The sequence below is a fragment of the Rossellomorea vietnamensis genome (genome assembly GCF_025398035.1).
GTDB lineage: Bacteria > Bacillota > Bacilli > Bacillales > Bacillaceae_B > Rossellomorea > Rossellomorea vietnamensis_B.
Genome location: NZ_CP104558.1, coordinates 4,288,507 through 4,302,707, shown reverse-complemented (window position 1 = coordinate 4,302,707; position 14,201 = coordinate 4,288,507). Strand labels below are relative to the sequence as shown.

Sequence of the window (14,201 nt, the reverse complement as noted above, 5' to 3'; positions counted from 1 at the left end):
GATAATACCAATTTTGAGAAGGCAGGGAATTTTATGTCAAAATTTCTGAAAGGCACCATGATCTTAATGATGGCCGCCTTTATAACTAGAATATTAGGGTTCGTGAACCGCATCGTCGTCGCCAGATTCATCGGGGAAGAAGGCGTCGGCTTATTTATGATGGCTTTCCCCACCCTCATACTCGTCATCACCGTCACTCAACTGGGGCTCCCTGTAGCGATCTCAAAAAACGTTGCCGAAGCAGAATCAAAGGGAGATATCCGGAAGGTAAAAAAAATATTGGTCGTCTCCCTTTCCATCACCATGGGGCTATCCCTCATCTTCACCCCTGCCCTCATCCTGCTCGCCCCTTATTTAACAGACGTCTTATTTACGGATGACCGGATCTACTATCCATTGGTAGCCATTGCCCCGATCATTCCGATCGTAGCGATCTCGTCGGTCATCCGCGGCTATTTCCAGGGAAGGCAGAACATGAAACCTTCCGCCTATTCACAAGTCATTGAGCAGGTGGTCCGGATTACCCTGATTGCCGTACTGACCAAAACATTCCTTCCTTACGGGATTGAATACGCAGCAGCCGCTGCCATGGTGGCGTCGGTCCTTGGGGAACTCGCTTCCCTTCTGTATTTATTCGCAAGCTTTAAAGTAAAGAAGAAGTTCAAGATCCGTCGCAATTTCTTTAAATCAATCCGAAATGGACGGGAAACGTTCAACGAACTCATGAGTGTGGCCCTGCCGGCAACTGGCAGCAGGATGATCGGGTCGATCGCCTGGTTTTTTGAACCGATCGTGGTAGCGAACAGTCTTGCCCTCGCAGGAGTGGCAGCAGGGATGGCGACGAAACAGTATGGCTCCTTGACGGGATATGCCCTTCCCCTTCTGTTTCTTCCATCATTCGTGACCCTATCACTATCCCAATCTCTTGTCCCGGCCATCAGTGAAGCCAACTCCCAAAGGAATTTCACCTTAATCGAACATCGGCTTCAGCAGGCCCTCAGGTTCTGTTTGATCACCGGGGGGATATCCGTCGTCATCCTCTACGTGTATGCAAAGCCCCTCATGCAGGTCATGTACGGGAATGAAAACGGGGCAGGTTTCTTGATGATCATGGCCCCTTTCTTTTTATTTTATTATTATCAAGGGCCATTGCAGGCTGTGCTGCAGGCATTGAACCTGGCAAGGGCCGCCATGATCAACAGCCTGATAGGGGCCGTGGTGAAGACCGGCGTCATCTTTGTCCTCGCTTCACAGCCGGCTTTTGGCATCAACGGGGCGGCTCTCGGGATCGTCACCGGGTTCCTGCTCGTGACCCTGCTTCATTTCATGACCATCCTGAAATATATCCCGATGACGATCTATGCCCGGGATTACGTAAAGACGGTCTTAGTCCTGTTGATTACCGGAGTATGGGGACACTTTTCTTATCTTTACTTATTTGATGGTCAGTCCACCGTATTCAGATTGCTATTCGGGGTCATTACTTGTACGGCCCTTTATACCGTACTCTCCATCACCCTTAAGCTCATCGTGAAAAACGACCTTGCCAGGATCCCATTCATCCGGCGATTCATCACTCTATAGTCTCCCCAAATAAAAATACTCCTTAACATTTGGTTGAGGAGTATTTTTATTTGTTTTTTTCATCAATGTAAAATTGTCCGTTTTGGAAGCTGCAGAAGGAGATTTCCTGTACGTTTTTGAATCCGCGTTCTCTCAGTTCTTTCCGTAACCAGAAGGACGTCTTTCCGATCATATCGAGATGGGTGGTTTGGACCTGTCCATCGAGGATCAGGGGCAGTGTCAGGGAATGCGGGGTCTTTTTGTCTTTCTGCAGGACAGATAGTTTTCCAGATGGCTCCAATATCGCAAATTCGACATCTGCCAGGTTGAAAATATCCTTTTCCCGTAATTGAAGGAGCAGATCATCATAATTGTAGCGCTGTTTCTTCATGGCTTCGTCGTCGATTTTTCCGTTATGGATAATGACGGTGGGTTTTCCGTCCAATAATTCCCGGAACGACTTAGATCTGAGGGAAAACCATGCAAACAGGATTTGGACGAGGACGATGATCCCCATGGGCAGCACTGTATGAATGATGGGATCCTCCGGTTCTTCAATGGCCATGACCGCCATCTCGGCAATCATCATGAATACGACCAGATCCAGAATGCTCAGTTCCCCGATTTCCCTTTTCCCCATGATTCTAAAAATGAAAATGATCATGACGTAAAGAAAAAGAGTGCGTAAAATGATGATAAAATATTCCTCCACTACTTTTCCCTCCCATACACATGTCATTATGTAGTATCGACAGAAGGAGAAAATAAATCGGAGGAATTTTTATCCACCCATGAAAGGCCGGATGTATTTAAAGTATACGTATATGGTGGACACAGCAAGGGAAATGACGGTGACGGGAACACCAATCAGTAAGTACTGGTGAAATTTGATATGTACATTTTCCTTCGACGCGAGTCCTGCTATGACCAGATTGGAAGAAGAGCCGAGAAGTGTACCATTCCCACCAAGGCATGCACCCAGGGCCAATGACCACCATAAGGGGTCCATATTGACCATCCCGAATTCACCGAATTCCTGAATGACCGGAATCATGGCTGCCACAAACGGAATATTATCGACAACAGATGACAATAAGCCTGTTCCCCACAGGATCACAAAGGCCGTTTTCTTCATATCCCCATCCGTCGCCCTCAGTATTTCACGTGCGATTTCATCTATGAATCCCGCTTCTTCAATCCCTCCGACCAGGAGGAATAGGCCCATAAAGAAAAAGAGTGTCCCCCATTCCACCTCTCTCAAAATCTTTTCAGGAGGATACATTTTCTCAAGGAGCAGCATAAGGAGAACTGCACCGGCAAGGGATACCGTCGTCACATCCAGATGGAACACCGGATACACGGAAAAGCCCACCAATACGAGGGCAAGTACAAACAAAGACTGAAAGAGCCCGCTGTCCCTCTTTAAATATTCCTCGGGCTTGATCCCTTTCAGAAGCAGTTTCCTGTCTTCTTTCACGTGGAGCACTTCCTTGTATACCACACACATGATCAAAAGCGTCACTGCGTAAACCATCAGAACAACCGGTAACAGATTTTCAAGGAAGCTATTGAATGTAAAGTGCTTTACTGCCTGGCCGATCATCATGTTGGGAGGGTCACCTATAAGGGTTGCCGTCCCGCCGATGTTACATGCAAGGATCGTCATGATCAAGTAGGGGATGGGCGGAAGTTCAAGGAGCCTGGTCAATTTGAACAAGATCGGAACGAGCAGCATAGCGATTGTGACGTTAGCTAAAAACGCGGAGCCCGCCGCCGCCAGGGATGAAAACAGGACCAGGAGCGCGAGCCCGTTCCCGTTCACCCATTGAGCGATCCGGATGGCGATAAACTCAAATATCCCCGTTTTGCTTGTGATGGTGACAATCAGCATCATGGAAAACAGAAGCGTGATGGTTTTCCAGTCGATATACGTAAAAAGCGCCTTCTCGATGGGAAAAGCCCCGATCAAGAGCATGGCGACCCCACCGGCCATGGCGGCCAGGACGCGATTCCATTTTTCTGACATCAATAGAATGTAAACCGAAACGAACACAATCAATACCATCATCGGAGACATGGTCACAGCCCCTCCATTTCCAGGAAGTTTCATACTAGTCTATGAGGCTTGACCACATAAAATTTCTAGTCTTTTTTACCATTGCCATGAATATGCTTGTACTAATACGGAATAAAATTATCGATTGAGAAGGGAGAGGACCGTCATAGAAGCGAAAAAAATGGGTGGTGCCGTCCTTTACGGGACGACCACCATATTTGTCATAGCGATTGCCGCAAGTTTATTATTCTCATTGCTTCTCCGGTTTACCGAACTTACTGAAAGCTCCATCACGCTGTTTGTCACGATCGTTTCATTTCTTTCTTTATTTGTCGGTGGATTTATGTCAGGTGGAAAAGGAAAGACAAAAGGCTGGGTGCTTGGAGGTTCGACAGGGCTCATTTATACCCTCGTCATTTTCTTATTTCAATACCTGGGATACGACAGCCTGTTTTCAATGGAACAGCTCATCTATCACGGCTGTTATATCCTGACCGCCATGATGGGTGGAATCCTTGGTGTCAACATGAGTGGCGGTCCGAGGGAGGGTTAGTCCATCCCCATACTAAAAAAGGGTCCCTCTTCCACGTGCCTTGGCACATGGAGAGAAACCCTTTTTTATTATACCTGCTCGGCTCTGATGACTTCCCTGATCGCATTACGATCATATGTAAGACGGCTTCCGTCACCACACAGGATGACTACTTTACCTTCTTCGATGGCATCGATCGATCCGTGTAAACCGCCAATCGTGATGATTCTATCACCCTTCGCAAGCTCATTTTGCATTTTTGAGATCGCTTTTTGACGCTTTTGCTGAGGACGGATCAGTAAAAAGTAAAACAGAACGAACATTAATATTAAAGGTAGTATTGTTCCTAAACTTCCTCCCATTCTTTTTCCCCTCCTTTCAAGTACATTCTATATTGTTATGGCTTTTAGAAGTTTTTCGCATCAGGACGGTTGAAGCCGTACTGCTCGAAAAATTCTTCCCTAAAGTCTCCTAGACGATCTTCACGAATCGCTTGTCTGACTTGCTCCATCAATTTTAACAGAAAATGAAGATTATGATAAGTCGTAAGGCGAATTCCGAACGTTTCGTCACATTTAATCAAATGACGGATATAGGCACGGCTATAATTTTTACACGTATAGCAGTCGCAATTCTCATCGATCGGTCTGAAATCCCTTGCGTATTTTGCGTTTTTCACGACCAGACGGCCTTCACTTGTCATAAGCGTTCCGTTACGGGCGATACGGGTCGGAAGGACACAATCGAACATATCGATTCCGCGAATCGAACCATCGATCAGTGAATCCGGAGATCCGACGCCCATCAGGTAACGGGGCTTATCCGTCGGAAGATGCGGCGTTGTGAAATCAAGCACACGATTCATGACGTCCTTAGGCTCCCCGACAGAAAGTCCACCGACGGCGTATCCAGGGAAATCCATGGATACAAGGTCACGGGCACTTTGCTTACGAAGCTCTTCGTATTCCCCACCTTGGACGATACCGAATAATCCTTGATCCTGCGGTCGCTGATGAGCTTCCAGGCATCGCTCTGCCCAACGCGTGGTACGTTCCACTGAACTCTTCATATACTCATATTCCGCAGGATACGGTGGACATTCATCAAAGGCCATCATGATATCAGAGCCGAGGGCATTCTGAATCTCCATCGCTTTCTCCGGGCTTAGGAAAAGTTTATCCCCGTTCAAGTGATGACGGAAATGGACTCCTTCTTCTTCAATTTGGCGAAGCTTACTCAAGCTGAACACTTGGAAGCCGCCTGAATCGGTCAGGATGGCGCGATCCCAGTTCATGAATTTATGAAGGCCGCCAGCTTCCCTTATGATCTCATGACCTGGACGTAACCATAGATGATACGTATTACTTAGGATGATGCCGGATTCCATGGATTTCAGATCCTCTGGGGACATCGTTTTTACCGTTGCCATGGTGCCCACCGGCATGAATGCAGGCGTTTCGAATGAACCGTGTGGCGTATGGACGCGGCCCAGTCTGGCACCGGTTTGTTTACATGTTTTAATGTGTTCATATGTTATTGCTGTCAACTTGGGAATTCTCCTTCCAATTTCCATTGGGTTTTACAATTGGTCATCATTTAATCAACATCGCATCTCCAAAGCTGAAGAAGCGGTACTTCTCTTTAACGGCGGTTTCATAGGCATGCATCACGTTGTCCTGACCCGCAAAGGCGCTGACCAGCATGATCAGGGTCGACTTCGGTAAGTGGAAGTTGGTGATCAGCCCATCAATCCCTTTAAACTCATAGCCAGGATAAATGAAAATATTCGTCCATCCATTTTCTTCAACAAACGTTCCATGCTTGGATGCAATGGTTTCAAGTGTGCGGGTGGAGGTAGTTCCCACCGTTATGATCTTGCCTCCATTTGCCCTTACCTCATTCAAGAGGCGGGCGGTCCCTTCCGATACCTGATAGAATTCGGCATGCATATCATGGTCTTCAATGGTCTCGACGGAAACCGGCCTGAACGTTCCGAGTCCCACATGAAGGGTAATGAAAGCGATGTGTACACCTTTTTCTTTCAGCTCTTCCAACAGTTCTTCCGTAAAGTGGAGACCTGCAGTCGGCGCAGCCGCTGAGCCCCTTTCCCTTGCAAACACCGTCTGGTAGCGGTCCTGTTCTTCCAATCGTTCACGGATGTACGGCGGCAGCGGCATTTCACCCAACTCTTCCAATACTTCGTAAAAGATCCCCTCATATCGGAATTCAAGGATCCTTCCACCGTGATCCTTCAAGTCCACACAGGTTGCCCTTAATTTTCCATCACCGAAAACGATCTCCGTTCCGACACGGATCCGTTTTGCCGGCTTCACAAGGGTCTCCCACTTGTCACCATCCTCCTGTTTCAGAAGGAGCACTTCAATATTGGCACCTGTATCTTCTTTTTGCCCAAAAAGACGTGCCGGCAGAACCCTTGTATCATTCAGGACGAGACAATCCCCTTCCTGGAGGTACTCGGTGATCTGTTTAAAACGGATATGCTCCATGGAACCATCTTCTTTATCCAATACCATCAGTCTGCTCTCGGAACGATTCTCAAGAGGAGTCTGGGCAATCAATTCTTCTGGTAAATGAAAATCAAAATCTTCTACTTTCACTGTTCGTCACCTGGCTTATGTAAATCTCACTCATGAACCCTATTTGAATCTCCCGATGAAATAAAAGACAACGGAAAGTATAACACTTATCAGAATAGAAGTCATAAGTGGAAAATAAAATGTCGCATTTTCTTTTTTGATGATGATGTCACCCGGCAGCTTCCCTATTTTGATGAATTGCATAAGGAAGCCGATCACTAGGATGATCGCGCCGATGATCATGACTAATTTAGGCAGCCCTGTCAATTATCCGGCACCTCCAATTGGAAATGGTCATACACAAGATGAGTGACGATCCTCCCTCTCGGCGTACGCTGGATGAATCCAATCTGCAAAAGGTACGGTTCGTACACATCTTCAATCGTATGGGACTCCTCCCCGATGCTTGCGGCGATCGTATCAAGTCCAACGGGTCCTCCCCTGAAGCGCTCGATGATTCCTTTAAGAAGCTTATGGTCAATATGATCGAGACCGAGTTTATCGACCTGGAGAAGTTCAAGGGCTTCCCGTGACAGGGTGGTGGTGATATCCCCATTCCCCTTCACCTGGGCGAAATCCCTTACCCTCCTGAGCAGCCGATTGGCAATCCGCGGAGTCCCTCTTGATCTCCGCGCCAACTCTTCAGAAGCCGTCGCTTCGATCTTTGTGTTCAAAATCGCCGCTGTCCGCTGAACAATTTCATTCAACTGTTCTTCATTATAATATTCCAACCGGCATAAAACACCAAATCGATCTCGAAGGGGAGCCGATAAGGCACCGGCACGGGTCGTCGCCCCCACCAGGGTAAAAGGTGGAAGATCCAAACGGACAGACCGTGCACTGGGACCATTCCCGATGACTATATCCAAACAGAAATCTTCCATTGCCGGATAAAGGACCTCTTCGATCGCCCGGGGCAGCCGGTGGATTTCATCGATGAACAACACATCACCCGGCTCGAGTGCCGTAAGGACGGCAGCAAGGTCCCCCGGTCTCTCGATTGCCGGTCCTGAAGTGGTGCGCATGTTCACACCCATCTCATTGGCGATGACGGCAGCCAGGGTCGTTTTCCCTAATCCCGGCGGCCCGTATAGGAGAACATGGTCCAGGGTCTCCTGTCGCATCTTTGCCGCTTCGATGAAAACCTCAAGATTATGCTTGACCTTATCTTGCCCGATATATTGTTTTATTGTCTGAGGACGCAAGGAATATTCAAAGGAATCTTCATTTAATTCCGATTCTCCTGATACGATTCTGTCTTCCATTTAGACTTCCTCCTTTCATAGCAGTCCTTATTTCAAGAGAAGTTGAAGGGCTTTTCGGATGATTTCGTCTGATGAATGCCCTTCCCCTTTCAGTTTAGGGGTAATTTTCTTGATTTCGCGTTCAGAGTAGCCCAGGGCTTTAAGGGCAAGGATGGCTTCATCGAATGCCTCGTCCTTTCCATGGGATACTTCCGCTTCCTCATGATCCGAGAACAGGCTTGGGAAATAATCAGGCACAACATCCTGCAGCTTCCCTTTTAAATCGAGTATCATCTGACGGGCCGTCTTCTTCCCTACACCTGGGAACTTCGTCAGGAAACTTTCATTCTCTTCCTCGATGGCGGTGATCACCTGCTGCGGGGCCCCTGAAGCCAAAATCGCCAGGGCTCCCTTCGGCCCGATCCCCGATACATTTAATAGTTTCATAAAGAGGAGCTTCTCTTCGATGGCAAGAAACCCGTAAAGGGCGATAAGATCTTCCCTAACATGCTGATATGTAAAAATCTGAATCTCTTGATTTTGATATTTTGAATACACAAATGGATTCGCCGTATACAACTGATACCCGATCCCATTATTCTCCACCACAACATACTCGGGACCCACTTGACTGACTGTCCCTTTTATATATTCATACATTTCATTCTCTCCCCATTGGTACAACTTCCTGTTTATTCTTCCGTCTCACATTCCTGATCAAAAAGACATATAAAATCTATTGTATCATATCACTATTTGATGGGATGGGAAAGGGAGATGGAAGAGAAACACCTGTTCTTATTTTATCAAAGAATGGGGGGAATGGGCAGAGGGAACGATAAAATAAAAAACCAGTGGCATATGCACTGGTTCTTTGCTGTTATTTAGGGACGGAATAGGGTTTGTATTGTTCGAGTACCTCTTCATACTCCTGCTTCGACTTAATGGGGATGCCTTTGACGAGGTCATCATGACGCTTACTTTCAAGCTTCCCTACATCGATCTGGAAGAAGGATTGAATGATTTCCGCCTGTCCGGGTCTGCCGTTAAAGATGGACAGTACACCTTTATCCGATATACCGAAGTAGCCATTGGTCTTTAGAAGAGGTGAGATATCATCCATCTTCTTCTGGAACACGATTTGTTCTTCCGTCATATCCATCAGCTGCCAGTCTTCATACGCAGCCCAGAAGTCTTCCATGCTCCAAATCGTTTCCTGCACGATTTCCTCGCTCACTTCCCCGTCCAGATACACGCGTTCCAATATAACCGTGACCGTATGGGCGGACGCAACCTCAGCAGGGGTTTCGTTCAGCATCTCCAGGGAACTGCCGTCTGCAGCCTGTTTTTCCTCTGTATAAAAAAACGTGAAATAAAACGCACCGATTAACAACAGCACCATAAACACGATTCGAACCTTCATCGTCATCGTGATCACCTCGAACTTGATTTATGTAACGCTCTATCCACTAGTCTTACCAAAGCCTGTTAAGAATATCCAACCTGCCCGAAACTTTTTAGGGACGGACCTCACCCGCAAAAAAAGACTACCCAAGAGCGTTCACTCTTTAAGTAGTCCATCCTTGTTTATCGGTTGATGCGGTCCTTCACAGACCGGAACATATCATGCATGTCGAAGTTGAGAGCGTCCCTTGGGCCGCCGTCGCGTAAGTCATTATCGATGTTCCTTACCCGGCTGAAGGTTCCCTCATCCGTCACCACTGAAACACTTCTCCCGTTCAGATAAGGCTGCACGGCTTCTTTAACACGTGCTTTCGTTTCCTCGATCTTACTATGGTCATCAAGCTCAATGGCTATGAGGACGTCCGAACCATAGGCGACGGCACGAACGTCACTGACGTTCTCCACCTTCCCCGTCACATCGCCTATCTTCTCGGCCAGATCCCCTTCGTAAGCTGTATAATAGGATCTTCTTGCAGATCGGGTATTATCATCAAGATGACCGTGATAATTCGCATCCCCATGGCTTGCACGGGCATCCCTTGCCAAGAAGTTCTTGTCATAATCGGCAAGCGGCCGGGATGGGTTCTTCGGATTTCCATTCTCGTCCCTCACCTGAAGGAACTGGCGTTTCTTTTGACGGATATCCTGCCCTTCTTTTCCGGCAGAGTGATCATACATTTCAGTCAGAGGTCCGTCCCTCTCATCCCGGTTGTCCCCGCCATGTCCCTCGTTGGAGTAGAAGCCGAGTGGCTCGTAGGAGTCGGAATAACGGTCTTGGGCTTTTTCTTCTCCACTGTTACAAGCAGCAAGACCCAGGGTCATGACGGCTGTTAATGGTACCATGAATAATCGTTTATTCAAGTTACGTTTCCCCCTTCAACCCAATACTTGAGCATTTTTTCTGCTCACCATTAGGTTGTGAAAGGAGATTCTCTTTCATTCGGGTCAATGTTTGGAGACATCCCCTACAATTGGGTATTGATCCTTTTCACTTCTCCATGCAGCTCTTGATTAAATTGCATCCGCTGGGAGAATTGCTGGATCGTCAAGTTCGTTAAATAACCCCATACACGTTGTTTGTACGATTGATCTTCCCTGATGAATCGGTTCCACTCCCTGAATACATCGGATGGATACATCAATCCGATGTGAAAGATAAGATGATCGCGATAAGTATGGAAGTGTTCCATTTCTTTGATATCACGGAGGGACCAATTTAAATAAGGCAAGATCCGATTGCAGTACTGCAGGTCGTCCGTTATTTCCGTGGAGAGTGACATAAGATCAAAGTCGATCAAATAGACAACCCCGTTCTTTCCCCGTAAGAAATTATGATGCGCCACATCTCCATGGGTGATGCAGTCCCCATGTTCATGGATGCCGACCGATTTCAATTCTTTGAGTGCCCATTTCCCCCACTCTAAATACGTATATAAGTAATATGGCTGAATGAATGCCTGCAAATAGGGGAGATTATATTGAAACTGCATCATCCGTTTTTTCCATTTCTTCAGCCAGTGATAGTGAGGAATCTCTTCTGTCCATGAACCATGGATCGTCTTTGAAACGGCATGAAACTTTTTCAATACGTGCAGTGCATCATCCCTGTCAACCGCCTGGTCGTAATGAATGGCCTTTGACGTGTCCAGCCACATCGTAATACCGATGGGGGATCCTTCAAATAATAAAAGCTCCCGTTCATGAATGGGATGAAACGGCAGGACATGATAGAACTTTTCCCTTAACAGGGTTGAAATCAGCCGTTCCTGCAGGAGGAACTTCAATTGATTGGGAAATCTCTTGACGAACCATTTACTCCCATGGCTTTTCAGCACCCATTTCCCTTCTTTGATCGTTTTCAGTGATGCCCCGGGATCCTTTAATTTATATTGCAAAAAAGAAAGGAGACGATGTGAATAATCGTCCCCTCGTGCATGCATCTTATCCCTCAAAATCATCGTCGTTGAAATTCGGCATGCTGAATGCTCTTGGACCAAACATTCCCGGTGATCCCATTTGCATACCCTGGCCTTGAGGTCCCATTGGCATCCCCTGAGGGCCCATTCCCATTCCCTGACCTTGAGGGCCCATCGGCATTCCTTGACCAGGCATTCCCTGCCCCATCATTCCTGGACCGTAGCCGTATGGCTGTTGCATTCCTTGAGGCATCTGCTGCGGCATCATCGGTTGATGCATCATTTGACCTGATTGCGGTCCACCACATCCGCAATCCCACTGGTCACTTGCTCCCATCACATTGGATGGCTGACCCATAGGCGTTTGATACTGTGCTCCCATCACATTGGACGGTTGGCCCATCGGCATTTGATATCCGCCCATGGAAGGCGACTCTTCCGCCATCGCTCCCTGTACCTGGCCTCCAGGTCCCATCGGATACCCGCCCGGCATGCCGCCTTGGAATCCCGGTCCCGGCATGACTGGGGAGACAGGATAGCAGTTCTGTGGATACGGCATATACGGAGCCTGTTGCTGCGGCATTTGAACAGAAGGGTAGTTCTCTTCTGATGCACCCATTACTCCAGACGGCTGACCCATCGGCTGCTGCATCGGCATTTGCATCGGTTGCTGCATATGCATCGGCATCTGCATTGGCTGCTGCATCGGCATTTGTCCTTGTGGCATATACGGCATTACAGAGGACGACTCTTCATCATACCCCATTTGCGGCATCATCGGCATGTTCTGCATTCCTGGCATAGATTGAGCTCCTTGAACCTGACTGCCAGGTCCCATAGGCATCCCTTGACCCATTGGCATTCCTTGCCCCATCGGCATCCCATAACCTGCTCCTGGATGCATTCCATGTGGCGGACAGAATCCTGATCCTGGCATGACCGGGGATACAGGTACGCAATTATTCGGGTTATAATACATAGGCTGGGTGTTCCCTCCTTGTGGTTGTGATGGCATTTGTAAGCTTTCCTCTTCTTGAACACCTTTTACGGCTTCCTGCTTTGGTTTTGGCATCGGCTTTGGCTGTTCTTTTGCTTTAGGGAGTACGTTGGTAGGTTTAGGCGGTGATTTAGGTTTTGGCATTGGTTTAGCCTGTTGCTTCGGCTGCTGTACTTGCATGTTTGCCATATTCATCATGTAATAGTTGTTAATATCGATTTCCGGTACGACTGGTTTCGGCATTTTTGGTGCAAAAGGCTTTTGTACTTCTTTCGGCATTTCTTTCTTTGGTTCTTCGACCGGCATGGCCATAGGCTTCTGCTCTTTGAATGGATGCTCTGCTTTAGGCATCTCCTTCATTGGCATCTCTTTGGATCCGTATTTGATTTGTGTCTCTTTCTTTACGGTTCCGCCTGTAGTCGGCACTTTTATCTTCATGCCGGGCATGATCATATCGGGATTTGAAAGCTGGGCATTCATCTGTTTTAATTCTTCGAAATTCACGCCATACTTCTTGGCGATCTTCCAAAGAGTATCCCCTTTTTGAACGATATGGATTTTCACTCTTTTTCCCTCCTCAGGCATAAGTCTATATATCCTATGACAAGATAGGCAAATTGCTATTCATCTACATAAAAACTTATGAGATATGAAAAAAAAATATACCGTATCCTAAGAGAGGGACGGTATATTTCAGCTTGTTCATTTTTTTATAGAGATTCATCAAGCACGTGCCAGCATGCGCTCTAAAGCGAAGATCGCATTCTTCGAGACATCCGCATCCACCTTGATGATATTTTCAGGATTTTGTTCCATTATTTTTTCCAATGACCAAAGGAGATGTGGTAAATCGATCCTGTTCATCGTCAAGCAGGGGCACATATATGGATTCAGGGAAACGATCTGTTTATCCGGATGGTCTTTGATCAGCCGCTTCACAAGATTCATCTCAGTCCCGATAGCAAAGGCAGATCCGGAAGGTGATCCTTCAATCATTTCTATAATGTATTTTGTACTGCCATTCAAATCGGAATTCTCCACTACTTCCCTGCGGCATTCAGGATGAACGATGATTTTCATATCAGGATGATTTTCACGGATATCCTCGATATTTTTCACAGTGAAATTTTCATGCACCGAGCAATGACCCTTCCATAGGATCACTTTCACTTCTTCCATGTCACCATCATAGATCAGTTCGTTTCGAATGGGATCCCAGACGGCCATCTCACTTAAGGAAACACCAAGATCAGCCGCCGTATTACGTCCTAAATGCTGATCAGGCAAGAACAGGATACGCTGTTTCTCTCCCAATGCCCATTCCACCATTTTGTGGGCATTGGAAGATGTAACCGTGGCCCCCCCATTCTTTCCGACAAAGCTTTTGATGGCTGCAGTCGAATTCACATAGGTAAGGGGGATGATACTGTCACCGAACATCTCCATGAGCTTCCCCCACGCCTTTTCGGTCTGATAAATATCTGCCATATCCGCCATGGAACATCCGGCCCTCATATCCGGCAAGATGACCACTTGATGATCCTCCGTCAGTATGTCTGCGGTTTCAGCCATGAAATGGACCCCGCAAAACACAATGAACTCTGCTTCTTTATTCTCAGCCGACAACTGGGCAAGCTGCAGGGAGTCACCAACGGCGTCGGCAAATTGGATCACTTCGTCTTTTTGATAATGATGCCCGGGAATGAAAAGCTTCTTTCCCAACTGCCGCTTGATTTCCCTCACTCTATTTTCCATCTCTTCCGTCGAGAGGCTGGTGAGTGATTCAGGCAGGACGTTCGTTTCTTTCGTTAATTCCTCGAGTAATCCCATGT

General features: G+C 47.3%; 15 protein-coding genes. 2 read left to right on the top strand and 13 right to left on the bottom strand.

Annotation, left to right across the window (positions count from 1 at the left end; all coding sequences use genetic code 11):
• Nucleotides 1-33 precede the first annotated feature (33 nt).
• Nucleotides 34-1,584, top strand: coding sequence for a stage V sporulation protein B (gene spoVB / locus N5C46_RS22040; RefSeq protein WP_261750253.1), 1,551 nt, complete (start codon nucleotides 34-36; stop codon nucleotides 1,582-1,584).
• A 46-nt stretch (nucleotides 1,585-1,630) separates the two neighbouring features.
• Here the strand turns inward: spoVB and N5C46_RS22035 are convergent, their stop codons facing one another.
• Together N5C46_RS22035 and N5C46_RS22030 are read right to left on the bottom strand one after the other, a co-directional pair.
• Nucleotides 1,631-2,275, bottom strand: coding sequence for a DUF421 domain-containing protein (locus N5C46_RS22035; RefSeq protein ID WP_231479948.1), 645 nt, complete (start codon nucleotides 2,273-2,275; stop codon nucleotides 1,631-1,633).
• A 69-nt stretch (nucleotides 2,276-2,344) separates the two neighbouring features.
• A complete protein-coding gene (locus N5C46_RS22030) occupies nucleotides 2,345-3,640 on the bottom strand; it encodes an ArsB/NhaD family transporter (protein WP_261750252.1) in 1,296 nt (431 codons plus the stop codon).
• A 160-nt stretch (nucleotides 3,641-3,800) separates the two neighbouring features.
• Between N5C46_RS22030 and N5C46_RS22025 the strand changes: the two genes are divergently transcribed.
• A complete protein-coding gene (locus tag N5C46_RS22025) occupies nucleotides 3,801-4,172 on the top strand; it encodes a TIGR04086 family membrane protein (RefSeq protein ID WP_034757264.1) in 372 nt (123 codons plus the stop codon).
• 68 nt (nucleotides 4,173-4,240) lie between these two features.
• Here N5C46_RS22025 and yajC read toward each other — a convergent pair whose 3' ends face one another.
• The 11 genes from yajC to nadA form a co-directional block, all read right to left on the bottom strand.
• Complete coding sequence (yajC, locus tag N5C46_RS22020; RefSeq protein ID WP_034757262.1) at nucleotides 4,241-4,513, bottom strand: preprotein translocase subunit YajC; 273 nt, start codon at nucleotides 4,511-4,513, stop codon at nucleotides 4,241-4,243.
• Between the two features lie 44 nt (nucleotides 4,514-4,557).
• Nucleotides 4,558-5,724: a tRNA guanosine(34) transglycosylase Tgt gene (gene tgt, locus N5C46_RS22015; RefSeq protein WP_174523047.1), complete on the bottom strand. Its 1,167-nt coding sequence runs from the start codon at nucleotides 5,722-5,724 to the stop codon at nucleotides 4,558-4,560.
• 19 nt (nucleotides 5,725-5,743) lie between these two features.
• Nucleotides 5,744-6,769 carry a tRNA preQ1(34) S-adenosylmethionine ribosyltransferase-isomerase QueA gene (gene queA / locus N5C46_RS22010; RefSeq protein WP_261750251.1) on the bottom strand — a complete coding sequence of 342 codons (1,026 nt, stop codon included), beginning with the start codon at nucleotides 6,767-6,769 and terminating at the stop codon, nucleotides 5,744-5,746.
• A 39-nt stretch (nucleotides 6,770-6,808) separates the two neighbouring features.
• Nucleotides 6,809-7,015 carry a DUF2905 domain-containing protein gene (locus N5C46_RS22005; RefSeq protein WP_079531786.1) on the bottom strand — a complete coding sequence of 69 codons (207 nt, stop codon included), beginning with the start codon at nucleotides 7,013-7,015 and terminating at the stop codon, nucleotides 6,809-6,811.
• The gene (gene ruvB, locus N5C46_RS22000) at nucleotides 7,012-8,013 is read right to left on the bottom strand and encodes a Holliday junction branch migration DNA helicase RuvB (RefSeq protein ID WP_261750250.1); all 1,002 of its coding nucleotides are present in this window, start codon (nucleotides 8,011-8,013) and stop codon (nucleotides 7,012-7,014) included. The genes N5C46_RS22005 and ruvB overlap by 4 nt, the downstream gene beginning before the upstream one ends.
• 27 nt (nucleotides 8,014-8,040) lie before the next feature.
• The gene (gene ruvA / locus N5C46_RS21995) at nucleotides 8,041-8,652 is read right to left on the bottom strand and encodes a Holliday junction branch migration protein RuvA (protein WP_034757251.1); all 612 of its coding nucleotides are present in this window, start codon (nucleotides 8,650-8,652) and stop codon (nucleotides 8,041-8,043) included.
• A gap of 220 nt (nucleotides 8,653-8,872) precedes the next feature.
• Nucleotides 8,873-9,421 carry an intercompartmental signaling factor BofC gene (locus tag N5C46_RS21990; RefSeq protein WP_261750249.1) on the bottom strand — a complete coding sequence of 183 codons (549 nt, stop codon included), beginning with the start codon at nucleotides 9,419-9,421 and terminating at the stop codon, nucleotides 8,873-8,875.
• A 158-nt stretch (nucleotides 9,422-9,579) separates the two neighbouring features.
• A complete protein-coding gene (locus N5C46_RS21985; protein ID WP_034757249.1) occupies nucleotides 9,580-10,317 on the bottom strand; it encodes a YhcN/YlaJ family sporulation lipoprotein in 738 nt (245 codons plus the stop codon).
• A gap of 104 nt (nucleotides 10,318-10,421) precedes the next feature.
• Nucleotides 10,422-11,396 (bottom strand): aminoglycoside phosphotransferase family protein, encoded by a 975-nt coding sequence (locus N5C46_RS21980; RefSeq protein ID WP_261750248.1) that lies wholly within the window; start codon nucleotides 11,394-11,396, stop codon nucleotides 10,422-10,424.
• A 1-nt stretch (nucleotide 11,397) separates the two neighbouring features.
• A complete protein-coding gene (gene safA / locus N5C46_RS21975) occupies nucleotides 11,398-12,933 on the bottom strand; it encodes a SafA/ExsA family spore coat assembly protein (protein WP_261750247.1) in 1,536 nt (511 codons plus the stop codon).
• A gap of 159 nt (nucleotides 12,934-13,092) precedes the next feature.
• Nucleotides 13,093-14,199 carry a quinolinate synthase NadA gene (gene nadA / locus N5C46_RS21970; RefSeq protein ID WP_261750246.1) on the bottom strand — a complete coding sequence of 369 codons (1,107 nt, stop codon included), beginning with the start codon at nucleotides 14,197-14,199 and terminating at the stop codon, nucleotides 13,093-13,095.
• Nucleotides 14,200-14,201 lie beyond the last annotated feature (2 nt).